At 31.3% G+C, this 25,450-nt stretch carries 22 protein-coding genes; 21 read left to right on the forward strand and 1 reads right to left on the reverse strand.

What is annotated here, in order from left to right; translation table 11 throughout:
• Nucleotides 1-2: 2 nt before the first annotated feature.
• From AAFU52_RS04200 to AAFU52_RS04280, 17 genes are all read left to right on the forward strand, one after another.
• Nucleotides 3-1,067: a methyltransferase gene (locus tag AAFU52_RS04200; RefSeq protein WP_024771987.1), complete on the forward strand. Its 1,065-nt coding sequence runs from the start codon at nucleotides 3-5 to the stop codon at nucleotides 1,065-1,067.
• 7 nt (nucleotides 1,068-1,074) lie between these two features.
• Nucleotides 1,075-1,695 (forward strand): 3-oxoacyl-ACP synthase, encoded by a 621-nt coding sequence (locus AAFU52_RS04205; protein WP_024771986.1) that lies wholly within the window; start codon nucleotides 1,075-1,077, stop codon nucleotides 1,693-1,695.
• Nucleotide 1,696: 1 nt separating this feature from the next.
• Nucleotides 1,697-1,954: a phosphopantetheine-binding protein gene (locus AAFU52_RS04210; RefSeq protein ID WP_024771985.1), complete on the forward strand. Its 258-nt coding sequence runs from the start codon at nucleotides 1,697-1,699 to the stop codon at nucleotides 1,952-1,954.
• A gap of 17 nt (nucleotides 1,955-1,971) precedes the next feature.
• Nucleotides 1,972-3,174, forward strand: coding sequence for a beta-ketoacyl-[acyl-carrier-protein] synthase family protein (locus AAFU52_RS04215; protein ID WP_438425632.1), 1,203 nt, complete (start codon nucleotides 1,972-1,974; stop codon nucleotides 3,172-3,174).
• A 56-nt stretch (nucleotides 3,175-3,230) separates the two neighbouring features.
• Nucleotides 3,231-4,295 (forward strand): beta-ketoacyl synthase N-terminal-like domain-containing protein, encoded by a 1,065-nt coding sequence (locus tag AAFU52_RS04220; protein WP_024771983.1) that lies wholly within the window; start codon nucleotides 3,231-3,233, stop codon nucleotides 4,293-4,295.
• Nucleotides 4,289-5,065, forward strand: a complete 777-nt coding sequence (locus AAFU52_RS04225; RefSeq protein WP_024771982.1) for a polysaccharide deacetylase family protein — start codon at nucleotides 4,289-4,291, stop codon at nucleotides 5,063-5,065. The genes AAFU52_RS04220 and AAFU52_RS04225 overlap by 7 nt, the downstream gene beginning before the upstream one ends.
• Complete coding sequence (locus tag AAFU52_RS04230; RefSeq protein WP_438425633.1) at nucleotides 5,058-5,675, forward strand: LolA family protein; 618 nt, start codon at nucleotides 5,058-5,060, stop codon at nucleotides 5,673-5,675. The genes AAFU52_RS04225 and AAFU52_RS04230 overlap by 8 nt, the downstream gene beginning before the upstream one ends.
• Nucleotides 5,656-6,267, forward strand: a complete 612-nt coding sequence (locus tag AAFU52_RS04235; protein WP_438425634.1) for a hypothetical protein — start codon at nucleotides 5,656-5,658, stop codon at nucleotides 6,265-6,267. Before AAFU52_RS04230 ends, AAFU52_RS04235 begins: the two co-directional genes overlap by 20 nt.
• Complete coding sequence (locus tag AAFU52_RS04240; protein ID WP_024771979.1) at nucleotides 6,264-6,860, forward strand: porin family protein; 597 nt, start codon at nucleotides 6,264-6,266, stop codon at nucleotides 6,858-6,860. Before AAFU52_RS04235 ends, AAFU52_RS04240 begins: the two co-directional genes overlap by 4 nt.
• Before the next feature lie 6 nt (nucleotides 6,861-6,866).
• A complete protein-coding gene (locus AAFU52_RS04245) occupies nucleotides 6,867-7,232 on the forward strand; it encodes a 3-hydroxyacyl-ACP dehydratase (protein WP_024771978.1) in 366 nt (121 codons plus the stop codon).
• 120 nt (nucleotides 7,233-7,352) lie between these two features.
• On the forward strand, nucleotides 7,353-7,847 hold the full coding sequence (locus tag AAFU52_RS04250) for a hypothetical protein (RefSeq protein ID WP_024771977.1): 495 nt from the start codon (nucleotides 7,353-7,355) through the stop codon (nucleotides 7,845-7,847).
• A 21-nt stretch (nucleotides 7,848-7,868) separates the two neighbouring features.
• On the forward strand, nucleotides 7,869-9,053 hold the full coding sequence (locus tag AAFU52_RS04255; protein ID WP_438425635.1) for a DUF2062 domain-containing protein: 1,185 nt from the start codon (nucleotides 7,869-7,871) through the stop codon (nucleotides 9,051-9,053).
• Nucleotides 9,053-12,742 carry an MMPL family transporter gene (locus tag AAFU52_RS04260; RefSeq protein WP_438425636.1) on the forward strand — a complete coding sequence of 1,230 codons (3,690 nt, stop codon included), beginning with the start codon at nucleotides 9,053-9,055 and terminating at the stop codon, nucleotides 12,740-12,742. The genes AAFU52_RS04255 and AAFU52_RS04260 overlap by 1 nt, the downstream gene beginning before the upstream one ends.
• Before the next feature lie 3 nt (nucleotides 12,743-12,745).
• Nucleotides 12,746-14,284, forward strand: a complete 1,539-nt coding sequence (locus AAFU52_RS04265) for a phytoene desaturase family protein (RefSeq protein WP_024771974.1) — start codon at nucleotides 12,746-12,748, stop codon at nucleotides 14,282-14,284.
• 46 nt (nucleotides 14,285-14,330) lie between these two features.
• On the forward strand, nucleotides 14,331-16,007 hold the full coding sequence (locus AAFU52_RS04270; protein WP_438425637.1) for a C45 family autoproteolytic acyltransferase/hydolase: 1,677 nt from the start codon (nucleotides 14,331-14,333) through the stop codon (nucleotides 16,005-16,007).
• On the forward strand, nucleotides 16,004-17,299 hold the full coding sequence (locus tag AAFU52_RS04275) for a phenylacetate--CoA ligase family protein (protein ID WP_024771972.1): 1,296 nt from the start codon (nucleotides 16,004-16,006) through the stop codon (nucleotides 17,297-17,299). Before AAFU52_RS04270 ends, AAFU52_RS04275 begins: the two co-directional genes overlap by 4 nt.
• Nucleotides 17,300-17,631: 332 nt before the next feature.
• Nucleotides 17,632-19,395: a serine hydrolase gene (locus tag AAFU52_RS04280; protein WP_438425638.1), complete on the forward strand. Its 1,764-nt coding sequence runs from the start codon at nucleotides 17,632-17,634 to the stop codon at nucleotides 19,393-19,395.
• Nucleotides 19,396-19,475: 80 nt separating this feature from the next.
• On the opposite strand, the gene AAFU52_RS04285 is transcribed toward AAFU52_RS04280, so the two are convergent.
• Nucleotides 19,476-21,221, reverse strand: coding sequence for a phytoene desaturase family protein (locus AAFU52_RS04285; protein ID WP_438425639.1), 1,746 nt, complete (start codon nucleotides 21,219-21,221; stop codon nucleotides 19,476-19,478).
• Between the two features lie 286 nt (nucleotides 21,222-21,507).
• Between AAFU52_RS04285 and AAFU52_RS04290 the strand changes: the two genes are divergently transcribed.
• The 4 genes from AAFU52_RS04290 (at nucleotide 21,508) to AAFU52_RS04305 (ending at nucleotide 25,450) form a co-directional block, all read left to right on the forward strand.
• Nucleotides 21,508-21,915 carry a response regulator gene (locus tag AAFU52_RS04290; RefSeq protein WP_035092948.1) on the forward strand — a complete coding sequence of 136 codons (408 nt, stop codon included), beginning with the start codon at nucleotides 21,508-21,510 and terminating at the stop codon, nucleotides 21,913-21,915.
• A 260-nt stretch (nucleotides 21,916-22,175) separates the two neighbouring features.
• Complete coding sequence (locus tag AAFU52_RS04295) at nucleotides 22,176-22,721, forward strand: heme NO-binding domain-containing protein (RefSeq protein ID WP_024771968.1); 546 nt, start codon at nucleotides 22,176-22,178, stop codon at nucleotides 22,719-22,721.
• The gene (locus AAFU52_RS04300; RefSeq protein WP_438425640.1) at nucleotides 22,714-24,309 is read left to right on the forward strand and encodes a sensor histidine kinase; all 1,596 of its coding nucleotides are present in this window, start codon (nucleotides 22,714-22,716) and stop codon (nucleotides 24,307-24,309) included. Before AAFU52_RS04295 ends, AAFU52_RS04300 begins: the two co-directional genes overlap by 8 nt.
• A 4-nt stretch (nucleotides 24,310-24,313) precedes the next feature.
• Entirely contained in the window at nucleotides 24,314-25,450 is a 1,137-nt protein-coding gene (locus AAFU52_RS04305; protein WP_024771966.1) for an FIST signal transduction protein, read from the forward strand.

The following is a 25,450-nucleotide window of genomic DNA, read 5'->3' on the forward strand; positions in this document are numbered from 1 at the left end:
ACATGCCAATCCAAACAATAAAAGCTATAGACGCAATTCAGGAAGCTCAAAAAATAGCTTTTGCACCTTTTGTTTTTCAAGCCACAGTTTCACTAAGAAAACTGGGAGTTCTAAATCTTATTTTTGATAGAAGAAAAAACGGAGGAATTTCTATAGAAGATATTTCTAAAGAATTATCTATTAGCATATATGGCATTGGTGTTTTATTAGAAATCGCCGAAAGCTCAAATATTGTTAGTAAAAATAGTGATGACAAATATGAGATTACTACAATTGGTTATTTTTTGACGTATAATAAAACGGTTGATGTTAATATTAATTTCACAAATGACGTCTGCTATAAAGGGTTATATCATTTAAACGATTCTATTAAAGAAGGAAAACCCGAAGGCTTAAAAGAATTAGGAAATTGGGATACCATATATGAAGGCTTATCACAATTAGATCCCGAAATACAAAAATCCTGGTTTGAATTTGATCACCATTATTCTGATGACGTATTTCAAGATGCTTTAAAAATTGTTTTTAGAACTAACCCAAAAACTATATTTGATATTGGAGCCAACACGGGTAAATTTGCTATAAGTAGTTGCGAATTTAGTGAAACAGTTTCTATAAAAATGATCGACTTACCCGGTCAATTAAACAAAGCACTAGCTAATGTAAAAAACAAAGGGTTTGAAAAACGAGTTTCTGGTCATGAAATAGATTGGTTATCAGAAAACCCACAAATTCCTAATGATGGAGTAGATACGATTTGGATGAGTCAATTTCTAGATTGTTTTTCTGAAAAAGAAATCCTTAAAGTTTTAAAAACCTGTGTTAATTCTATGGATGATACGACTGAGTTATTAATCATGGAAACTTTTACAGACAGACAAAAATTTGATAATGCCAAGTTTATCCTAGAAGCTACATCATTATACTTTACAGTATTGGCAAATGGAAATAGTAAAATGTATCCTGCTACTGTTTTTACAAAATTAATTGATCAGGCAGGATTAATAATAAAAGAAGATTTGGTTGTGGGAGAATACCATACCATGTTTGTCTGCAAAAAAAAGTAATCGATTTATGGAGTCTGGATTTTATATAAAATCATTCTGTCACATAAAAGATAATAAAGTCTCTTTAAACGGATCTGTTATATATGACGATAAAGGTGCTTTAGATTTTTTAGAATTTATTAAAGCAGCTTATAGAAGTTTTGATATTAAATATCCTAAATTCTTTAAAATGGATGGGTTAAGTAAACTTGCATTTTTGGCATCAGATCTTATCCTACAAAAAGAAAAATTAAATATAGAAGACGAAAATAACATTGCTATTGTATTTTCAAATAAATCATCCAGTTTAGATACCGATGAAAAACATCAGGAATCTATCCAAAATAAAGACAATTACTATCCAAGTCCTGCCGTTTTTGTTTATACATTACCCAATATTTGTATTGGTGAGATTAGTATAAAATATAAACTTCATTCTGAAAATAGTTTTTTTATCTTTGACAGCTTTAATGCTGAATATTTATCAGACTATACAAATAGTCTTTTATTAGCAAATAAAGCTGATGAAGCCCTTTGTGGCTGGGTAGAATTTGATGGGGTGGCATATGACGCATTTTTATACTTGGTTTCTAAAGAAGGAACCACAACACATACTAAACAAAATATAGTAAATTTATATAATACATAATATGGAGGTTTTAAAACAAGAACTAAAGGAAAACATTATTGAGCAATTAAATCTTGAAGATATTGCTGTTGAAGATATTGCTGATGACGATATTCTTTTTGGTGATGGTTTAGGTTTAGACTCAATTGATGCATTAGAGTTAATCGTAATGCTAGATAAAAACTATGGTATTAAATTAACCGATCCTAAAGAAGGGCGTGAAATTTTTGCATCTATAGAAGTAATGGCAAAATATATTTCTGAGCATAGAACAAAATAAATTTTAGTTGTATTTAAATGAGTAAAGGTGTTGCTATAACCGGAATGGGAATAATTTCTGCTATTGGAAACGATGTCACAGAAAATTACCAATCGCTTATTAATGGTAAAAAAGGAATCTCCAGGGTTTCCAAAATTAATACCATTCATAAAGACGATATTATGGTTGGTGAAATCGCATCTACAAATCTGGAGTTAGAACAACAATTAGGTCTAACTCCTGATAATAATTACTCAAGAACAGCTTTATTAGGTGCTATTGCTGCTAAGCAAGCAATACAAGATGCTGGAATCTCTGATATCAACACCCATAAGACAGGATTAGTTTCGGCGACCAGTGTTGGTGGGATGGATATGACAGAAACTTACTATTATGATTATCTTGAAAATAAAAGCACCCAAAAATATATCGAAGGTCACCATGCCGGAGATTCTACTCAAAAAATCGCAGAGCAGTTAGGAATCAAAAAAAGCCTGGTAACTACAATAAGTACAGCTTGTTCTTCTGCTGCAAATGCCATAATGTTCGGTGCCCGATTGATTAAATCAGGAAAACTAGACAGAGTTATTGTTGGTGGTGCAGATTGTTTATCTAAGTTCACCATTAATGGATTTAAAACCCTAATGATCTTATCTGATACCTACAATACTCCTTTTGATGAAAATAGAAAAGGTTTAAATTTAGGTGAAGCTGCCGCTTTCTTAGTACTAGAATCTGATGAAGTGATTGCTGCAGAAAAAAAAGAAGTATTGGGATATGTTAAAGGATATGGCAATGCAAATGATGCCTATCATCAAACAGCATCTTCAGAAAATGGAGACGGAGCTACTTTAGCAATGCAAAAAGCTTTAAAAGTTGCAGCATACACAGCAAATGATATTGATTATATTAATGCGCACGGAACAGCAACAGGAAATAATGACCTATCTGAAGGGCGTGCTATTCTAAGAGTTTTTGGTGAAGAAATTCCCGATTTTAGCTCTACAAAAGCGTATACAGGACATACTTTGGCTGCAGCAGGAGCTATCGAGGCTGTTTATGCCGTATTAGCCCTTCAACATAATATCATCTATCCTAATCTCAATTTTAAAACTCAGATGAAAGAGTTTGATATTACACCACAATTAGAGCTCAAAGAAAAAGAATTGCACACCGTGTTGTCTAATTCCTTAGGTTTCGGAGGTAATTGTTCTACAGTAATTTTTTCAAAAGAACAATAGCAAAATTGTAAACAAAGGTTAATACCTATATGCAAAAACTGTTTAATTAAAGAGATATGAGTGCAGTCTATATAACCGGTGTCGGATCTATTTCATCTCAAAAAACTTTTGACAATACTGAGTTTTTGAAAGAAATCCTCACCTATACAGATAATGTGATTTCTGTGGTTAACCCTAATTATAAAGAGTATATCCCACCTGCTGCAGCACGTAGAATGGCAAAAGGCATTAAAATGGGAGTTGTTGCATCCAGAATTGCATTGAAAGACGCAAACATAGAAAATGTTGATGCCATTATTACAGGAACAGGAATGGGATGTGTTAGAGATTCAGAGAAATTTGTTAGTGCAATTATAGATAATGACGAACAATACCTCACCCCTACTTCATTTATACAATCAACTCATAATACAGTTGGTGGGCAAATCGCTTTAGGGCTTCAATGTAAAGGCTACAATTTTACATATGTACATGCAAGTGTATCTTTTGAATCGACATTATTAGATGCCCAATTACAATTAGAAAATAATGAGGCCGATACTATTTTAATCGGAGGTGTTGATGAACATGGTGATCATACAATTACCATTCACAAACTTATTAATCACATTAAATTAGAAAAAACCGAATCTACTAAGGTATTAGATTCTAAAACAGAAGGTGCAATATTTGGAGAAGGTGCAAATTTCTTTGTAGTATCAAATAAAAAACAAGATTCGAGCTATGCCGAAGTTATAGCAGTACAAACTTATAATACATTATCAGAAACGGAAGTCTCTCATACAGCTCAACTATTTTTAAAGGATAATGACTTAGCTATTGATGATATAGATGCTATTGTATTAGGAAATAACGGAGATGTAAAATACGATACATTTTACAATGAGTTAAGTTTAAATCTATTCAAAGAGACACAACAGATATATTACAAACATTTATGTGGTGAATTTAATACCGCATCGTCTTTTGGAGTATGGTTGGCTTCAAAAATTTTAAAAACACAAGAGTTACCAGAAGTAGTTAGGTTAAACAAAAAATCAACATCAAACTTTACTACTATTTTATTATACAATCAATATCGAGGAGAGAATCATAGCTTCACTTTACTGCGTAAATGCTAAATTTTAAATACGTCAATAGAATAACAGCACTCGCTTTTTTGGTTTTACACATAACCAATTACTCATTAGAAATACCGGTATGGTCTTATTTCTTATTAGCATTTATATGGTTAATTATTACTATGGCTGGTTCTGGGCTTATACAATGGAACTATCATTTTACTTCTCTTAATGTAAATAGAGATATAAAAAATAATCAAATTGCCATTACTTTTGATGATGGACCAAATCCCGAATTCACACCGCAAGTCTTACAACTCTTAAAACAGTATAATGCAAAAGCTACTTTTTTTTGCATTGGCAAACACATTGAGATGTATCCCGAATTGGTTAAAGAAAGTATCAAACAAGGCCATGTTATTGGTAATCATACGTATTCACACCCTAACTCTTTTGGTTTTTTAAAAACAGAAGAGGTAATTTCAGAATTACAACAAACCAATGCCATAGCAAAAGAAGTAACCGGGTTAGCTATGCGGCTATACAGACCTGCTTTTGGTGTAACAAATCCAAGAATTAAAAGAGCATTAAAAGTCACAGAATTACAACCTATTGGATGGAATGTCAGGTCCCTGGATACAACATCCAGAAGTTCGGATAAAGTACTAAAACGAATAACAAAAAAACTATCCAAAGGTGATGTCATTTTACTTCATGATACAAGTTCAAAAACAATTATTGTTTTGGAACAGTTATTGTTATTTTTACAACAACAAAATATAGAATCGGTTACAATAGATTCTTTATTTAAGATAAAAGCATATGCCTAAAATTGTTTATTTAATATTATTTATAGCCACTACTCTATCTGCTCAAACTAAAATGAGTACTATAGAAGCTGATGCCTTAAAAACAAAAGTAAAAGCTCTTGCTACTACAACAAAAACTATTTCAAGTGATTTTATACAATACAAACACCTGGATTTTTTATCGAATGATATTATCACAACAGGAAAACTTGCTTTTAAAACACCAGATGTTGTAAAATGGGAATATGTAAAACCTTTTAAATATTCTGTGTTATTTAAAAACAAGACACTATACATTAATGATGAAGGCAATAAAAGTAACATTGATATTGGGTCTAGCGAGCAGTTTAAGCAATTGAACAAACTTATTATTAATAGTGTAAAAGGAGATATGTTTAATGATGATGAGTTTAGTATTAGTTATTATAAAAACCAAAGTAATAGCGAAGTACATTTTAATCCCAAAGACAAAAAATTCGAAAAATTCATTAAAGCATTTCATATTATATTTAACTCCAAAGGTGATGTTGTTGAAGTAAAAATGATAGAGCCTTCAAACGATTATACGAGAATAGTATTTAGCAATAGAGTCTTAAACACCCCTTTGGCAGATGAGATATTTGCTCATTAGTTTTTGTTTTATATGTATAGGATGTGCTTCCTATCCAAAGAAAAACAATTTCATCAAAAGAGAAACATCTGATATAGAAATAAGAAATTTATATTTTTCAGATAAGGCACAAGACTATGTGTATAAGGCAAATATTGAAGTTTACAAAAAACATTTTGGTGGGATTTTTATTGTAAAAAAAATTGAAGATAAAAATCATCGCATTGTCTTTACTACAGAAATGGGAAATAAAATTTTTGACTTCTCATTTATTAATGAAGGCTTTACAGTAAATTACATCTTAGAAGATTTTAATAAAAAGATTTTAATAAACATTTTGAAAAAAGATTTTAAAGCATTGATTGAAGAAACTCCTGTGCTTTTAAATACGTTCTCATACCAAAACGATGTCGTTTTTGAAACTGAAATTAATAATGACAAACATTATTATTACAATACAAATAATGAAATAAATAAAATTGTAAGGACTGGAAATAGAAAAGAAAAAGTAGTTTTTACATTTTCAGAAATTAGTGATACTATTGCAAATCTAATTACGATTGAGCATAAGAATTTAAAGCTTAAAATTAATTTAAAATCAATTCAAAAATGAGAAATCTTTTATTAGTCATAACCTTTCTTGGTGTTTTTGGGACGGTTTCTGCACAAAGCAAGACATCTTTTGGATTAAGAGGCGGAGCTAACATTTCGGATCTTTCAAATGCCAATTTAGAAACTAAAGCAGGTATTTATATAGGAGCTTTTTTAAATATTAGATTTTCAGAGCTATATGCTCTTCAACCCGAAGTGGGATATTCTAATCAAGGTGGTAATAACAAATTTTCAAATGGAGATGATCTCGAAATCCATTACGTTTCAATATCTGCCACCAATAAATTTTTCGTTAGAAATACAGGATTACATTTAATAATTGCACCAAGTCTTGATTTTGATTTTGATGACACCCCAGTAAGTCTTGTAAACAGAGAAGAAGGTAATGATATTACCTTTGTAGATCTTTCTATTGCTGCTGGTCTTGGTTACGAATTTAAAAACGGAATTGGTATAGAAGCTAGATATAAGCATGGTACACTAGATGTATTTTCTGGTGATTTCCATGATTTTTCAACACAATCGATATACGAAGAAAAAAATCAATTTAATCGTGTTTTTCAAATTGGCCTATCGTATAGATTTAATTTCTAATTACTTATGTTACTAAAAGATTTTTACACCGCAAATACATTAGAGACTGTTGAAAATATGTCGACAGCAACTATTACCATCAACAAAAACCATAAAATTTTCAAAGGGCATTTCCCAGGGAATCCTGTAACACCAGGTGTTTGTATGATGCAAATCATAAAAGAATTAACAGAAGGTATTGTAGATAAAAAACTATTTATGCAATCCTCTAGTAATATCAAATTCATGGCCATCATAAATCCGGAAAAAAACCCAGATTTAGTTTTAACTTTAGATATTACCAAGACAGATGATACTTATAAAGTAAAAAATGTAACTACATTTGAAGATACAGTTGCTTTAAAATTAACTGCTAATTTTAAGACAAAGTAAATTTAAATATAAAACGAACATTAAAAATATTTTTAATTTTTAATGAAAGAATGTGGTGACTACGCTCATTCTCAATTTTATAATTAATATATTATCAAATAATTACCAAAACCTAACCGTGTGAAATTTTTAATTGTTTTCATATCATTATCTCTTACCATTCTATCGATAGATCTGGATACCATTAGAATCGCGTATAAAGAAGCTGCTCATGACAAGACAAAAGTAGCTGCACTTAATGAGCAACTTGCATCGGTAAATAAAGAAGATAATATTGTTTTAGTGGCTTATAAAGGAGCTGCTATCACATTGCAAGCCAAATATGAAAAAAGTATAAAAGAAAAAAGACGGTTGTTTATAGAAGGAGTTACATATATAGAATTTGCTATAGAAAAATCACCAAATGCTATCGAACCTCGTTTTATACGTATAGGAATACAAGAAAATACTCCTAAATTGCTAAAATATAAATCCAATATAAAAGAAGACAAATTATTTCTGCTTAAACAATACAAGACTATAAAACCCAAAATTTTAAAAAAGCATATCGGTGAGTATATTTTGCAATCGAAAGCTTTTAGTGATGAAGAAAAAGCAGTAATTTTAGTTCCTTAAAAATTGAAACACTTCAATTGAGTGATAAAAGAGTTTACAAAACAAAAAATCGACCTATTCAACGTATGTGTAATAATTCCTACCTATAATAATTGCAAAACATTACGACGGGTTATAGATGGTGTATTACTTTACACTAAAAATATTATTGTTGTAAACGATGGGGCCACAGATACTACTCAGGAGATATTAAAAGAATATCCTCAAGTTCAACAAATCCATCTGCCAAAAAATAAAGGAAAAGGTAATGCTTTACGTGTTGGGTTTGTATCTGCACAAAAACAAGGTTTTAAGTATGCAATTACGATAGATTCTGATGGGCAGCATTTTCCTGAAGATATTCCAGCTTTTATTACAGCTTTAGAAAAATCAGAAAATAAAAATATCTTACTCATTGGTGCCAGAAATATGAGCCAGGAAAGCGTTCCTAAAAAAAGTAGTTTCGGAAATAAGTTTTCTAACTTTTGGTTTTGGGTAGAAACCGGTACAAAACTTCAGGACACACAATCTGGGTATAGATTATATCCACTAGAAGAATTAGCAAAATTGAATTTTTATACTTCAAAATTTGAATTTGAAATAGAAGTTATTGTAAAAGCAGCCTGGAGTGATGTAATTGTAAAAAATATTCCAATACAAGTATTATATGATGAAACCGAACGGGTATCACATTTTAGGCCTTTTAAAGATTTTACCCGAATAAGTATTCTTAATACCTGGTTGGTTACGGTGGCTTTTTTATATATAAAGCCGAGAAATTTATTCCGGAAAGTTAAAAAAAAAGGAGTAAAACGTTTCTTTTTTGAAGATTTCTTAGAAAGTCAGGATTCCCCACAAAAAAAGGCATTATCGGTAGCTCTGGGAGTTTTCATAGGGGTGTCACCTCTATGGGGGTTTCATACAGTACTCGTGCTCTTTTTAGCTGTCGTTTTAAAACTAAATAAGGTAATTGCTTTTGCTTTTTCTAATGTAAGTTTGCCCCCTTTCATTCCTTTTATCGTTTTTATGAGTTTAAAAGTCGGTAGTTTTGTTTTAGGAGAATCTCAACCATCATTTACCAATATTGGTGAAAATTTTGAAATGATAAAAAGTCTAAAAACCTATATTGTAGGTAGTTTTACCTTAGCCATAATTTCTGCTTTTACTATAGGGATTTTGGCATATGTATTTCTTATCATTTTTTATAAAAAAAATAATGCATCATAATGGATAACTTTTTTTATAGTTTATATACATCTATTGTTTCCAAAAAAGTTGCAAGCTTTGGAATATTTGTACTCATTATTTCGGGTTTATTATTTATAGCTTCAAAAATTCAATTTGAAGAAGATATCACCAAATTGATTCCTACAAATGATAAGACTTCTGAGATTCAAAAAGTATTAAAATCAGTAAATTTTGCCGATAAAATTATAGTAAATATCACACGTCAACCAGGAGGATCGGTTGATGATATCACTCAGTATGCAGCACAATTTATTGATAGCGTTACTCTAAGATCTGGTAAGCACATTACCCAAATCCAAGGTAAGGTCGAAGAAGAAGATATTTTTAACACTTTGGATTTTGTGTACAAAAATCTTCCTCTTTTTTTACAAGAAAATGATTATAAAGACATTAAAAATAAAATTCAAAAAGATAGTGTTGAGGCTATCACAAATAGTAATTATAAAACTTTAGTTTCTCCTACAGGAATCATTGCAAAAGATAATATTTTAAAGGACCCCTTGGGGTTATCATTTATTGCCTTAAAAAAATTACAGCAACTTAGTTTTGGTGATGATTTCACATTGCACAATGGTTTTTTACTTAGTAAAGATCAAAATCATGTTCTATTATTTATAACTCCTAAATTAAAATCTAGCGAAACAGCCAAGAATGCTGCGTTTGTAGAAGATCTTTATCTAATAAACAATCAACTCAATGGTCTTTTTAAAGATAAAGTACAAAGTGAATATTTTGGAGGTGCTTTAATCGCTGTAGCAAATGCTAAGCAAATAAAACGCGATATCCAACTAACCATTAGTATTGCTATTACTATTTTATTGATCATACTTATCTTCTTTTATAGAAAAATTACTATTCCGATTATTTTATTTGTTCCAACAATTTTCGGAGGGTTATTAGCTATTGCTTTATTGTATTTAATTCGCGTAAAAATTTCTGCAATATCCCTGGGTATTGGCTCTGTACTGCTAGGGGTTACTTTGGATTATTCACTTCATATTCTAACACATATAAGAAGTACTACCAATATAAAAGCTGTTTACAAAGAAATCACTACTCCGGTTTTAATGAGTAGTTTAACAACAGCTTTAGCATTTTTATGTTTATTATTTTTAGAATCACAAGCCCTTCAGGATTTAGGTATTTTTGCAGCAATTAGCGTTGTCGGGTCCTCTTTTTTCGCATTAATTTTTATACCTCAAGTATATAAAAGCACTTCTCAAAAAAAGCCAAAAACAACATTAATCGATAATGCCGCTCAATATCCTTTACATAAAAACAAATGGGCAATTATAGTATTAACGTTGTTACTAATTGTAAGCTTGTTTACCTATAACAAAGTACAGTTTAATAATGACATTTCTAAGCTAAACTTTGAGCCACAAGAGCTAAAAGATGCACAATTAAGATTAGATGCTCTGACTAATATTGCTTCAAAATCAATTTATCTGGCAGCCTATGAAGATTCGGAGCAAGGTGCTTTACAAATAAATGACAAGATTTTCAAAAAGCTACAAATACTAAAAGCTGAAGGAAAAGTAATTGATTTTAGCTCGATTGGATCTTTAATTTATTCAGAAAAAGCTCAAAAAGAAAGAATTTCGAGATGGAATTCTTTCTGGAACACTAATACCATAGCAGATACAAAAGCTAATCTTATTGAAAGCGGAAACAAATTAGGTTTTAAACCTAATAGTTTTAATGCTTTTTACACCCTCTTAGAATCGAATTTCAAGCCTCTTAAAATTACAGATTATAATGCTTTAAAAACAATTTCTATTGCAGATTATATAACAACAAAAGATGATTTCATCACTGCAACAACACTCGTTAAGGTAAAAGATGAAAATGCGCAACATATAGTTGATATTTTTAAAGATCAGCCTCAAACTATTGTTATTGACAGGAAACATATGAATGAAACTTTTTTAGGGAATCTAAAAAATGACTTTAACAAACTAGTAGGTTACTCATTAATTGTTGTGCTGCTTATCCTTTTATTATTTTATAGAAGTTTATCTCTTACCCTAGTGACAAGTATTCCTATAGCGATCACATGGTTGCTAACAATTGGTATAATGGGATTATTTTCATTAGAGTTTAACATCTTTAATATTATAATTTCAACTTTTATTTTTGGTCTTGGGATTGACTATAGTATTTTTATGACTAATGGGTTACTACATGAATATAGAACCGGGGAAAAAGCATTAGCAACTCATAAAACATCAATTATTCTATCTGTTATCACTACTATTTTGGGAGTAGGTGTTTTAATATTTGCTAAACACCCTGCGCTATATACGATATCATTACTTTCTATTATCGGCATATTATCTGCAATTGTTATTTCATTTACAATTCAACCTCAATTATTTAGACTTTTTATTGGAAGTAAAACAAAAAGACCGATAACACTTAGGTTATTTATACATTCTGTTCTTTCTTTTTGTTATTATGGTATAGGAGGCTTACTACTTTCATTATTTAGTGTATTTCTGATAAAAATTATCCCGTTACCTAAAAAAATGAAAATGAAATGGTTTCATAAAATAATGTCAAAATTTATGGGATCAGTACTATATACAAACCCTTTTGTACGTAAAAAAATCATTAATCAAAGTAATGAAACCTTCAAAAAACCAGGGGTTATCATTGCTAATCATACTTCATTTTTAGACATTTTGGCAATAGGAATGTTATATCCAAAAATTATTTTCCTGGTAAATGATTGGGTGTACAACTCTCCTGTTTTTGGAAAAGCAGTTCAATTAGCAGGTTTTTATCCAGTGTCTAGTGGTATAGAGAATGGATTAGATCATTTAAAGAAGAAAGTTGATCAAGGCTACTCTCTTATTGCCTTTCCTGAAGGGACAAGATCTAATACCAATAAAATTAAACGATTTCACAAAGGAGCATTTTATCTTGCAGAGCAATTTGGGTTAGACATCATTCCGATACTTATTCACGGAAATTCCGAAGTGCTTCCAAAAGGAAGTTTTATTATTAAAGATGGTAGTATAACTATCAAAATACTCGATAGAATAAAAGCAAACGATACTAGTTTTGGCGAAAACTATGCTAGAAAGACAAAGCAAATCGGGGCGTATTTTAAAAGTGAATTTGGAAAACTTAGAAATGAGATAGAACATGATGCCTACTTTAATAATATTATTCTTGAAGAATACCGATACAAAGGTGACTCTCTATATAAAGAAGTACTAAACGATCTAAAAATTAATAAAGAAATTTATAAAATAATTATAGACACAGTCGGAAAAAAAGAAACTATACTTCATATTTCAAAAGATTCTGGTCAATTAGATTTCCTATTATCTCTAGATAGTCCAGACAGAAAGATTATTAATTATATAGAAAACAAAAACACTAGGGATATTGTTAAAAACAGCTATATTACTAATAATCATAGTAAAATTATTTGTGTCGATAATTTAGAAGAAACAATGGCATATGATGCAAGTGTTCTTATTATAAATTTAGCTACAATTACACAAAATGAATTAGAAAAGGTACTAAGCAGTAAAATTAATCTGTTAATTTTACTAAAAGAAGGTCAAAATATACATACACAGATAATTACTAATTTGGGATTCGAGATCGATCACCAAAAGAATAATCTGGTTATTTTAAAAAACAAAGAAAATTAAAGAATGAAAGAGCATTATGATATTGTAATTATCGGAAGTGGTTTGGGTGGTTTGGTTTCTGCTATCATTTTAGCCAAAGAAGGCTATAGTGTATGTGTGTTAGAAAAAAACAATCAGTATGGAGGAAATTTACAAACCTTTGTAAGGGATAAAACTATTTTTGATACAGGAGTACACTATATTGGCGGCCTTTCTAAAGGACAAAACCTATATCAATATTTTAAATACATTAATATCGTTGATGACTTAAAATTAAAAAAACTAGATGAAGACGGTTTTGATATCATAACTTTTGAAGGTGATGAAAAAGAATACAAACATGCTCAAGGATATGAAAATTTCATAAAAATTTTAGTAGATCAATTCCCAGAAGAGGAAGAAGCCATTATAACCTATTGTGATAAATTAAAAGAAACATGTCTTAAATTTCCGCTTTACCAGCTAAAACAAGGTAAACCTTACTTTGATGATACTGAAATTTTTGGTCTCAATGCAAAATCTTATATCAATTCCCTTACAGATAACAAAAAACTACAAGGAGTTCTTGCAGGAACAAATTATTTATATGCCGGGGATAGTGATCGTACTCCTTTTTATGTACACGCTTTATGTATTAACTCATATATCGAAAGTTCATATCGGTGTATAAATGGAGGGAGCCAGATTACAAAAGTTTTAATTAAAAGATTAAAAGAATATGGTGGTGAAACATACAAACACCATGAGGTTACTAAATTTGGATTTGATGATGGTAAAATCAGTTCTGTTACCTGTAAAAATGGTAAAGAAATAAAAGGAGATTTGTTTATTTCTAATATTGAGCCAAAACTCACTTTAAAATTAGCAGGAGAGGATAAATTTAGAAAATCATATGCCAATCGAGTACATAAGATTGAAAGCACAATCGCCGCTTTTACATTATATATCGTATTAAAACCTAACACTTTTGCTTATCAAAACAAAAACTTCTATCATTTTAATCATCCAGATAGGGTTTGGGATACACAAAGTTATACACAGGAAAGTTGGCCAGAAGGATATATGATGACTATGGGGATTAATAAAAACACAGATGAATATGGTGATAGTATTGCTGTAATGACATATATGCGTTATGAAGAAGTTGAACCTTGGGAAAACACATTTAATACGGTAGCTAATAAAAATGAAAGAGGACAAACCTATGAAGAATTTAAAGCTGAAAAAGCTGAAAAAATTATTAATGCATTAGAGAAAAAATTTCCGAATATAAGAGATTGTATTCAAGAAACATACACTTCAACACCATTATCCTACAGAGATTATATCGGTAGTAATGAAGGATCGATGTATGGTTATGTCAAAGATGTTAATAAACCTATGCACTCTTTTTTATCTCCAAAAACCAAAATTAAAAACTTAATGTTTACTGGCCAGAGTTTAAATATGCATGGTATTTTAGGAGTCACTATTAGTGCAGTCACTACTTGCTCAGAAATAATCGGTAAAGATTATTTACTTGATAAAATACTGGAAGCCAATAAAGAACAAAAAACTATTTAGGCAATGGGAAAAATTAAAATAACGAGCATCTAAAAAACAAAGAAGTATGTTCTCAAAAACATCTTGTTGTACAAAATGGCTGTGCTTTTTTGCACTCCTTTTTCTATTAATGTCGTGTGGCGTTTCTAGATCTATAAAGGATATTCCTGATGTTAGTGCCTATTCTTCTTCTATTGAAGAAAGAATTAAAGTTTCGGATTCTGTTTTTACTATCGGGAATAGTTTTCTTAGTAAAAACAAACAAGGTTTATGGGAACTTTATGTAGAAGGAGATCCTTTGCAAATAGGCTTACAAACCGGGAGTCTAACACAAGAATTATTTAAAAAGCAAGAACATGCTTTTCTATCTAAGGTTGGAGAATTAGTGCCTTCAAAAACAAAACAATATTTATTAAGAAAAGTTGTAGCCTGGTATAATAGGAAAATGTATTTACACATTCCTGCAGAGTATAAAGCAGAAATATACGGACTTTCAAAATATGCATCAAACGATTATAATCATATAGCAGAGAACTATCTAAGAATACTATACCTTCATGGTGCGCATGATATAGGGCATGCTTTGCAAGATTTAGCATTAGTAGGGTGCTCTTCATTTGCCGCCTGGGGAGAAAAAACTGTAGATGGTGATTTGATCATTGGTAGGAATTTTGATTTTTATGCTGGTGATGACTTTGCCAAAGATAAAATCATTGCTTTTGTAAGTCCAACAGAAGGCCATAAATTTATGTCTGTAACCTGGGGAGGAATGATTGGTGTGGTTTCGGGAATGAACGAACATGGACTTACAATAACTATAAATGCAGGAAAATCCAAGATCCCTTTATTAGCAAAAACACCAATTTCAATTTTGGCTCGTGAGATTTTACAATATGCTTCAACAATAGATGAAGCAATAGCAATAGCAAAAAAACGAGAAGTTTTTGTATCTGAATCAATATTTATAGGAAGCGCAAAAGATAAAAAGGCAATTACTATTGAGGTTTCTCCCAAAAACTTTGGTGTTTATGAAGTCTCTAACTCTAATCAATTAATTTGTTCTAATCATTTTCAAAGTGAGGCTTATTCTGATGATCAAAACAATATAAAACATATCGCAGAAAGTCATTCTCAATATCGTTATAAAAGAATGCTGGAGCTATTGCAACAACAACCAAAAGTAACACCACAAATTGCTGTTGATATTCTAAGAAATAAAGAAGGATTAAACAACAAACAGATTGGATACGGTAATGAAAAAGCTTTAAATCAATTATTAGCGCATCATGGTATTGTTTTTAAACCAGAAGATCGTATGGTTTGGGTATCATCAAGCCCATATCAATTAGGAGAATTTGTTGCCTATAATCTCAATGATATTTTTAATAAAAGACCGACAAAGGCAGCATTATCTCAATCTGAATTAAATATTGAAAAAGACTCTTTTCAATTTACTAAGGCATATAAAGATTATGAAAACTACAGGCGATTAAGTAAGGAGATTCAAATAGCAATTGACAACAAAAAAATGTTGGATTCTTCTTTTATTGGAGATTTTCAGAAGACCAATCCAGAGTATTGGGAAGTATACTATTTAATTGGTAAATATTATTACGAAAAAAAATATTATACCGCGGCATTACATGCTTTTGAGGAGGCAAGTAAAAAAGAAATTACGACAGTTCCCGACAAACGTGAAATCGATTTGTATATTAAAAAATTAAAAAGGAAATTAAAACAATGATTCCTGAAATAGAAAAAGCATCGTTGGCTCAGATCAAAAAAGTACAAGAGCAAGAATTAAAGAAATTAATATCTTATTTAGATACGCATTCTACTTATTATCAAAGTGTTTTTGCAAAGCATAATATTCTTCCTTCGACGATTAATACATTAGAGGATTTAGTAAAAATACCAGTTACTACCAAAGAGCAATTGCAACAGTTTAATGATGATTTTATCTGCGTACCAAAAAGCGAAATCATAGATTATGTTACTACTTCGGGAACTTTGGGAGAACCTGTTACTTTTGCATTAACAGATAATGATTTAAAAAGGCTAGCTTATAACGAAGCAATTTCTTTTGCCTGTGCTGGTGTGCAAAAGGAAGATGTAATGCAATTAATGACAACCATCGACAGGCGTTTTATGGCGGGACTAGCCTATTTCCTGGGCGCTCGAGAATTAGGAGCAGGAATCATACGCGTAGGAGCTGGAATCCCCGAATTACAATGGGATTCTATTTTAAAATTTAAACCTACCTACCTAATCGTAGTTCCCTCATTTTTATTGAAACTAATTAAATATGCCAAAGAACACGATATTGACCTCAATGCTTCTGGAATAAAAGGTGCTATTTGTATAGGAGAATCTCTTAGAAATCAAGATTTTTCGTTAAACACACTTGCAAAAAACATAAAAGACACCTGGAACATCGAATTATACTCTACCTATGCATCTACAGAAATGAATACCGCTTTTACAGAGTGTAGCGAGCAACAAGGTGGGCATCATCATCCAGAGCTTATTATTGCAGAGATTCTAGACGACAACAACAGCCCTGTTTCTCCTGGTGAGGTAGGAGAACTTACCGTTACTACTTTAGGAGTAGAAGCAATGCCTTTATTGCGATTTAAAACAGGAGATATGATCAAGGCACATACTTCAAGTTGTGCATGTGGGCGCAATACAATGCGTTTGGGGCCAGTAGTAGGAAGAAAAAAACAGATGATCAAGTATAAAGGAACAACCTTATACCCTCCCGCCATGGATAATATTCTCAATGATTTTAATGAGGTAGAGAATTATATCATCGAAATTTTTCATAATACAATAGGTACAGACGAAATTTTAATTAAAATAGTTACAAAAACCCCTACAGAAGAATTACTTCATGATATAAAAGATCATTTTAGAGCAAAGTTAAGAGTATCTCCAAAAATTGAATTTCACGATAAAAAAGATATTCAGAAACTTCAATTTCCTAAGCTAAGCAGGAAACCTGTAATTGTTATTGATAAAAGGGAAATGGAATAATGTCTTTTCTGATTTATGGAGTACTCCTACCTCCAAAGAAATCTTGCAATCTCTAGATTGATTTTAGCTATCTTCGACAAACAATAAGATACTCATAATGGCTACAACATATCCTGTATAAAATCATAATGGTGTTGTAGAGTGTTGTGTTTTGATTTCTCATAAGAAGAAAACTATTAATCTATAGGGTGACTAAGTAGTAAATCAACATTACTATAGAAGAAAATAGGATCTATCTAGATAAAATAGATAAATGACAGATAGGTGACATCTAAATGTCGTTACAACAACAAGGAGCTCTCCATAGCTTTGTATCAAACAAAAATATAATTATGGAAACCCAATCAATTGCTAAAAACTTAGTGTATCAACGAAAATTAAAAGGGTATACTCAAGAAGAATTATCAGAGAAAACACAAGTTACAATTCGTACTATCCAGCGTATAGAAAAAGGAGATGTAACTCCACATCTTCAAACTGTAAAATTGTTAGCTACTGCATTAGATATTGAAGTGAATGATTTATTGATATTAGAAAACCCAAAAGAAGAAACGATACAGAAAAAATGGTTAATATTATTACATAGCACTCCTTTTTTAGGCTTTATAATACCACTTGCAAATATACTTCTTCCTTTATTTATTTGGATTCATAAGAGAGAAGATAATGAGCTATACAACAGTCATGGTATAAAAATTATTAATTTTCAGATAACGATGAGTATACTATACTTACTATCACTAGTTGCCCTTGTAACTATTGAGAAATGGGGGTTTTTCTTGTTTATATCTGTAATCCCATTTAGTATAATTTGCATGTTATTTAATATAGTAAGAGTCGTTAATTCACAAAAATGTTATTACCCATTATCATTTCCGTTTATAAGCAGTACTAAAAAAACTGTATCCAAAAAAATGATAATATTACTATTGACAAGTACTATGTATTTCACAAGTTGCACTCAAGCGAAAGCACAAAATATTATACGTTTAGATGGAACCGAAATAGCTAAAGATTCATTAACAATTAAAATTAATCGACTCATCAAAAAGGCAAATATACCTGGGATTGCAGTTACTATTTTTAATGACAATGAAGTTACATATCAGAAGGCCTTTGGGTATAAAGATTATGATAAAAAATTAGCTCTAAATGATTCTACTAATATCTATGGAGGTTCTTTTAGTAAAGCAGTTTTTGGAGTACTCGTAATGAAATTGGTAGAAGATGGTGTTATTGATCTCGACACAGCTTTAGAGTCTTATTTACCCAAAAAAATATACGAGTACAAACCACTTACACGTTGGCATGATGATTTTTCTGCCTTAAAAAACGATAGCCTATATCATAAAATAACGGCTCGTATGTGTTTGACACACACTACAGGTTTTGCTAATTCCCGGTGGATGGAATCGGATTATCAACTGCGTGTAAACCGTGAACCAGGAAGCAGGTATAGTTATTCTGGAGAAGGATTTATTTACCTGCAAGTCGTATTAGAGAAAATACTGGGAAAGAATCTGGAGGAATTAGCGCAGGAATTAATTTTCGAACCATTAAACATGAGTCGCTCTAGTTACCAATGGTCACCATTATTTGAAGATAACTTTGCATATGGTCATACTATCACAAGTGAGCGTTTTAAAAAAGATATAGACAATGAGCCAAGAGGAGGTAGTACATTAGAAACTACTCCAGAAGATTATTCGAAGTTTCTTAAAGCCGTATTACAACAAAAAATTATCACACGAAACTCTTGGAATGAACTGTTTAAACCACAGTTTAGAATTCATTCTATCAAGCAATTTGGACCACTAGCTCTAAAAGATTCTACACAAAATGATCCTATTGAGTTAAGTTATGGATTAGGTTGGGGTATTTTGAAAACTCCTTATGGTTTTGGAGCGTTTAAAGAATGCCATGGCAATGGATTTCAGCATTATTCAATTATATTTCCAGAAGCACAAAAGGGTATAATGATAATGACCAATAGTGATAATGGAGAAAGTATTTTTAAAGAGCTATTAGAAATATCAATTGCAGATACGTATACACCATGGTATTGGGAAGATTATATCCCTTATGATGAAAAGTAAAGAATACAAAAGAAAGTAATAACGTTATCCCAATTAGGTTTTATAATCTAATAGGATAACGTTAATATATCAAGTAGAGATTACTTTTCTTTAACAGAAGAGAATCTATTATCATCGGTAGCCAAACGTGATTTTTTAACTTCTATTTTACGAAGCATCCAGTCTGGATAATCAGAAGAATCTTCGGCATCATAAATACGAACATCCTGATTTAGATCCACATCTGGTTGTATAAGATCATCTTGTCTACATTTGAGAATTAGTGCAGCTGTCTGAACTCCAGAATAACTTGCTCCTGCTACTCCATGAGATGCAATACTAGCGCCACAGAGGTATAAATTCTCGATCTCACTTTTTGGTTTATATGCTAAAGGACCAATATGACGTAAACTTTTTTCGGTACCGTACACACAACCATCGGTAGAATTTATATAGTACTCGTTGGTAATCGGAGTTCCTAATTTTTTTTGTACAATATGGTCACTAATCCCAGGAACTACTTTTTCCAAGCTATTCACAAACTTTTGAGTCAATTTTTCTTTGAATTGCAGATATTCTGGAGAGCGTTCTTTATTCTCATTTTCAAATCTTTCAAAAGCCTTATAATTAATATAAGTAATTACTTCCATAGTATGATATCGGCCATCATAACTTATAGGATCTTTAAGAGTTGTACAACTTATAAAAAGACCAGCAAATTCATCGCCTTCTTCAATATCAATTCTTTGCATCTCTGCAAATTGCTCATCCATATCTGCATTTTTGGGCATCATCCAAATATTACCAGAATCCAATCCTGCTTTTCGAAGATCCATATCCACAGTCAAAAACAGCATAAGTGATGTACACGAATATTTTGTTTTATTAAGTTTCTTTAATAATTTACGGCTTATATTATCACGACCTACCATATCTAAATAGGTTTTTCCCGGATCTGCGTTAGAGATCACCCTTTTGGCAAGAATTTTCTCTCCGTTTTCGAGCTCGACTCCAATAGCTCGTTTTTTCTTTTCTCCTTCTACCAAAATACGTTTCACACTTTGACCGGTACGTACTTCACTACCATGTTTTTTGATTGCATTAGTCATTGCCTTTACTATAGCTCCGCCACCGCCCATGGGATAAAAACCACCGTCAAAATAATGATCCATTACTGCACAATGCAGTGGAAAACTTGCCTTACCCGGTGGTAATCCATGATCACCATATTGTATATTAAGTATCGTTTTGAGTAATGGGTTTTTGAGATACCAACCGATCACCTTTTTTAAGCTAAATAATGCATATTTCCCCATGTATTTTGTTCGAAAAGGAATAGTAACGTGATCCCAAAAACCTTTTATTTTAGGAATTAATTGTATTTGTCGACTCACTGTACGAACCATAGTGAGGTATTTTTTAATATTCTTCTTTTCTTCTGGAAAACGTTGTGATAATGAGTCACATAATTCATCAAAATTAGCAGGATAATCAAAACGCTCATCACCAATCCAGCAATGTTCGTATGCTTGTGTATTCATTCTAAAAAAAGCGAGATCATTTGCAATCCCCAATCCTTCATAAAGCTCGCTTGTAGATTGCCCTTTATCTAACAACCCTACATAATGCACTCCAGGTGTAAAACGATACCCATTTAGATAAAAACTATGGCACCACCCTCCAGGCACATCGTGTTGTTCGAGAACTAATACACGTTGACCACTACGAGCAAGACAAATTGCAGAAGCAAGTCCTCCTACTCCAGAACCAATAATAATTGTATCTATTTCCGTTTCATTTTCATTTTTCAATTTTAGATCTGATGTTTCTTGAGGGTTGTCTCGCATTGTCTTAATAAAATGAAGGGTTATTTTTTTAATTGTGTTGTAATGATACAACTATATTTTCAGAAGTGATCAATGAACCTATCCTGAGTACCACTTTTCTCTATAAAATTCACATTTTACACTCTAATTTTGTTGTTTTTTCAATCTTCCATTTATCTACAAAAAATTACCATTCGTCTACACTAAAAATGCATTTCAACGAAAGAAATAATAAAATTCTCCCTAAAAAGGAGACCTTTAGTGTTGTTAAAGAACATTTTTTAACCTAACTTAAAACACTGAAATAATGAGTTTGACTTTTTTATTAATAGATGATGATGAAATAGAACGACTAAAATTTGCTAGAGTTATAGATAAAAATGGCTATCCGCATAAAATTGTAGAGGCCAAAAATGGTGAGGAAGCTTTAGATATTTTAGCTCAAAAAGATCAACAACCAGATATTATCTTTCTTGATCTAAATATGCCTAAAATGAATGGTTTAGAATTTCTGAAGGAGTTAAAGTCAAATGCATCGTTACAATACATACCGGTGATCATTTTAAGTACCTCTAATAATCATCAAGATCTTAAAGAGTCTTACAAAATTGGAGCTGCAGGTTATATTGTTAAACCATTAAAATATGAAGAATACACACATAAAATAAAATGTTTAATTGAATACTGGAGTGTTAATGAGCTTTTAAAAGTATAACGGTTATCTTTATTAACTTCAGAAATAATATAGACATGAAATAATTTTCTTTTTAATGTAAATATATTGTCATTATAGAAGTTCTTATCTGTTTTTATACCCCAAAAGAAAACATCAGTTTGAGTTAAAGTAATTTAATTTAAAATACTGAGAACTACCCCTATATTGTTTTCTTTCAAGATTACACACAATCATTCGAAACTACAACATAACAGTATTTTTGAGGTATAAAGGCGTCTAACCAAAAAGTTTTTAAAAGAATGAAAGGAATAGTATTTACAGAATTTTTAGAATTAGTCGAAGATAAATTCGGGTTAGCGGTAGTTGACAAAATCATCCAACAGTCTAATCTGCCTTCACAAGGAGCATATACTGCTATAGGTACTTACGATTTTTCTGAAATGCTAGGATTGTTAAAGCATCTTAGCGAGCATACAAAACTAAGTATCGATGACCTTCTTCTTACCTACGCCGAACATTTTTTTTCTGTCCTAGCTAGTAGTTACCCCGATTTAATTAACAAATACAACGATCCAATAGAAATGCTATCTTCTATCGAAAATCATATTCATGTCGAAGTTCGAAAAATATATCCTGATGCAGAACTTCCCACTTTTGAAATACAAGAAAAAACAGCTTCTAAACTGGTCATGATTTATAAATCCAGTAGAGCTATGTACAGCTTTGGACTTGGATTAATGCGCAAAACTTTTGAGCATTTTGATGCTACGGCTACAATCACTCTAGAAAAACTCACATCAGATGGAACGGAAGTAAAATTTAGTATCGTGAAAACAAATGAGTAGTGATGATATAGAAATACTAAAAAGAGCTATACAAAGAGAGAAATTAGCTCGAAAACAAGCAGAAAAAATTCTTGAAGATAAATCTCGAGAACTTTATCTAATCACTCAAGAATTAAAGGATACCAATGAAAAGCTAGAAGATCAAGTTGGTACAAAGGAATCTGAGTTACAAGGTGTTTTTGATAATTTACTGGATGCCTATGTTCGAATGGATATTTTTGGTAATGTTCTGGAGATGAATTATGCCGCCAGAAATTTATTTGGATACGATATTACAGAAGAAAAACTAAATGTTGTAAAACTTATTTATAAAGAAGATTATAAATATGCCATGGTTTCTTTTCAGGAACTGGTCACCAAAGGTTCTTTTTCTAATTACCAGGCCAGAGTATATACAAAAGATAATGGAGTACGTACCGTTCATATCAATGCCAGTCTTATTTTTGATAAAAATAAAACTCCAATTGGAGCACAAGGTATTGTAACGGACATTACTGATGAGCTTATACAAAAACAAATATTCGAAGAGCAAAAAAAACAACTATCTGTTATTGTTGAAAATTCGTCTTTAGGAATTGCTCTTTCTCAATTTGGAAAAATACTTCAAACCAATAAAGCTTTCCAGAATTTATTGGGATATACGCAAGAGGAACTACTACAAATGGAGATCAAAGATATTTCTTTAAAAGATGAATACGAAGCCTCGGCCAGTAATATGGAGAAAATGAATACTGGTGAGATTGATGATTTTTCTATAAATAGGAGGTATGTAAAACGAAATAAATCCACATTCTGGGCAAAAACCAATGTAGCCGCAGTACGAGATCCTAACGGAAATATTAAATATATGGTTGCCCTAGTAGAAGATATTACAGAGCAACTAGAGGTAGAAAAACAAAGGGATCAACTCGTAAAAAATCTGGAAAAAACAAATCAGGAACTTAAGGATTATGCGCATATCGTTTCTCATGATCTAAAATCACCTTTGAGAAGTATTAATGCTCTTGTAAACTGGATTAAAGAAGATCATGTTGATACACTTGATAAAACCGGGGTACGCCATTTTACCATGATCGAAAATACATTGGAAAAAATGGAAACTCTCATCAATGATATCCTTAGTTATTCTAGTGTAAGTAACAAAGAAGGCCTACAAACCAAAAAAATAGATCTTAATATACTTATTGGTGAGATAAAAAATACTGTATTAATACCAGAAAATATAACGATTTCTATTAAAAATAAACTTCCTGTAATCAATGGTGACATTACCAGAATTCAACAACTTTTTCAAAACCTAATTGGTAATGCTGTAATTTATAACGATAAAGAAATCGGAAAAATAGAAATCAATTATGAAGACAAAAAGACCTATTACCTCTTTAAAATTAAGGACAATGGTATAGGTATAAAAAAAGAACATCACGAGAAGATATTTAAAATGTTCCAATCTGTAGGAGACAATGAAAATTCTTCGGGAATCGGACTCGCCATTGTTAAAAAAATAATAGACCTGTATGAAGGAGATATTTGGCTGGAAAGTGAATTCGGTATGGGTACAACATTTTACTTCACATTAAAAAAATAGGCATATGAGATTTCAACAATTTGAAAAGAGAAAAAATCAAGAATGGACTGCCGTTGTAACAACAGAAAAAAAACTAAAAAACCCTTTAGTGTTGGTTTTCGGAAATCGATATGAACTAGAAGACCCAGAAGTTTATAATGACGTAAAAAAACTATTCCCAGATGGAGAAATTGTTATCGGTTCTACTGCTGGTGAAATTATTGGCGGTAAAGTTCTTGATGATTCAATAGCACTAACTGCCATAGAATTTGAAAAAAGTACTTATGTTATATTTCGTGAAAATAGTATCGACAATAATAAAGATGCAGTACGACTAGGAAATAAACTGATTCAAAAAGTACCAAAAGAAGGTTTAAAACATGTTTTCATTATTTCTGAAGGAAGTTTTGTAAACGGTTCGGCATTAATTGAAGGCCTCGAAACAATGATCGACAATGTTGCAATAACGGGTGGACTCTGTGGTGACGATTCGAGATTTGAAAAAACAATATCGGGTTATAATGAAAACCCTAAAGAAGGAGAGGTTATATTAATCGCCTTTTATGGTGAATCTCTAGAGATTAGTTATGCCCAATATGGAGGATGGACTGCTTTTGGACCAGAGCGAATTATTACAAAATCTGATCAGAATGTATTATATGAATTAGACAACCAACCTGCCCTGGATTTATACAAAAAATATTTGGGTGATAAAGCTGCAGAACTTCCTCAATCTGCTTTATTATATCCGCTTAGTGTTAAGTCCAAAGATAAAGAAGAGCCTATTGTAAGAACAATTTTATCGATCGATGAGAAAACCAATACGATGACACTGGCAGGAGATGTACCAGAAGGAGCCGTCGTTCAATTAATGATGGGACATATTGATAATATTGTAGATGGAGCATTGCAAGCAGCAGAAATAGGAATGAGAGACAGAAAGCATAAACCCGAACTAGCATTATTGGTAAGCTGTATCGGTAGAAAATTAGTCATGGATCAACGTGTTGAGGAAGAAGTAGAAGAAGTTATAGAATCTATTGGCGCTCAAGCTACCGTAGCTGGATTTTATTCATATGGCGAACTATCTCCTTTTGAAGGAAAAAATTCAAACTGTGAGTTACACAATCAAACAATGACTTTAACTTTATTTAGTGAATAG

Source organism: Aquimarina macrocephali (genome assembly GCF_051627225.1).
GTDB lineage: Bacteria > Bacteroidota > Bacteroidia > Flavobacteriales > Flavobacteriaceae > Aquimarina > Aquimarina macrocephali.

Bases quoted from the DNA above. Each gene is read 5' to 3' on its own strand.
- AAFU52_RS04260 (WP_438425636.1), top strand. From the start codon at position 9,053: ATGGATAACTTTTTTTATAGTTTATATACATCTATTGTTTCCAAAAAA.
- AAFU52_RS04270 (WP_438425637.1), top strand. From the start codon at position 14,331: ATGTTCTCAAAAACATCTTGTTGTACAAAATGGCTGTGCTTTTTTGCA.
- AAFU52_RS04275 (WP_024771972.1), top strand. From the start codon at position 16,004: ATGATTCCTGAAATAGAAAAAGCATCGTTGGCTCAGATCAAAAAAGTA.
- AAFU52_RS04305 (WP_024771966.1), top strand. From the start codon at position 24,314: ATGAGATTTCAACAATTTGAAAAGAGAAAAAATCAAGAATGGACTGCC.
- AAFU52_RS04280 (WP_438425638.1), top strand. From the start codon at position 17,632: ATGGAAACCCAATCAATTGCTAAAAACTTAGTGTATCAACGAAAATTA.
- AAFU52_RS04230 (WP_438425633.1), top strand. From the start codon at position 5,058: ATGCCTAAAATTGTTTATTTAATATTATTTATAGCCACTACTCTATCT.
- AAFU52_RS04265 (WP_024771974.1), top strand. From the start codon at position 12,746: ATGAAAGAGCATTATGATATTGTAATTATCGGAAGTGGTTTGGGTGGT.
- AAFU52_RS04215 (WP_438425632.1), top strand. From the start codon at position 1,972: ATGAGTAAAGGTGTTGCTATAACCGGAATGGGAATAATTTCTGCTATT.
- AAFU52_RS04290 (WP_035092948.1), top strand. From the start codon at position 21,508: ATGAGTTTGACTTTTTTATTAATAGATGATGATGAAATAGAACGACTA.
- AAFU52_RS04235 (WP_438425634.1), top strand. From the start codon at position 5,656: ATGAGATATTTGCTCATTAGTTTTTGTTTTATATGTATAGGATGTGCT.
- AAFU52_RS04240 (WP_024771979.1), top strand. From the start codon at position 6,264: ATGAGAAATCTTTTATTAGTCATAACCTTTCTTGGTGTTTTTGGGACG.
- AAFU52_RS04210 (WP_024771985.1), top strand. From the start codon at position 1,697: ATGGAGGTTTTAAAACAAGAACTAAAGGAAAACATTATTGAGCAATTA.
- AAFU52_RS04225 (WP_024771982.1), top strand. From the start codon at position 4,289: ATGCTAAATTTTAAATACGTCAATAGAATAACAGCACTCGCTTTTTTG.
- AAFU52_RS04220 (WP_024771983.1), top strand. From the start codon at position 3,231: ATGAGTGCAGTCTATATAACCGGTGTCGGATCTATTTCATCTCAAAAA.
- AAFU52_RS04205 (WP_024771986.1), top strand. From the start codon at position 1,075: ATGGAGTCTGGATTTTATATAAAATCATTCTGTCACATAAAAGATAAT.
- AAFU52_RS04245 (WP_024771978.1), top strand. From the start codon at position 6,867: ATGTTACTAAAAGATTTTTACACCGCAAATACATTAGAGACTGTTGAA.
- AAFU52_RS04200 (WP_024771987.1), top strand. From the start codon at position 3: ATGCCAATCCAAACAATAAAAGCTATAGACGCAATTCAGGAAGCTCAA.
- AAFU52_RS04285 (WP_438425639.1), bottom strand. From the start codon at position 21,221: ATGCGAGACAACCCTCAAGAAACATCAGATCTAAAATTGAAAAATGAA.
- AAFU52_RS04295 (WP_024771968.1), top strand. From the start codon at position 22,176: ATGAAAGGAATAGTATTTACAGAATTTTTAGAATTAGTCGAAGATAAA.
- AAFU52_RS04300 (WP_438425640.1), top strand. From the start codon at position 22,714: ATGAGTAGTGATGATATAGAAATACTAAAAAGAGCTATACAAAGAGAG.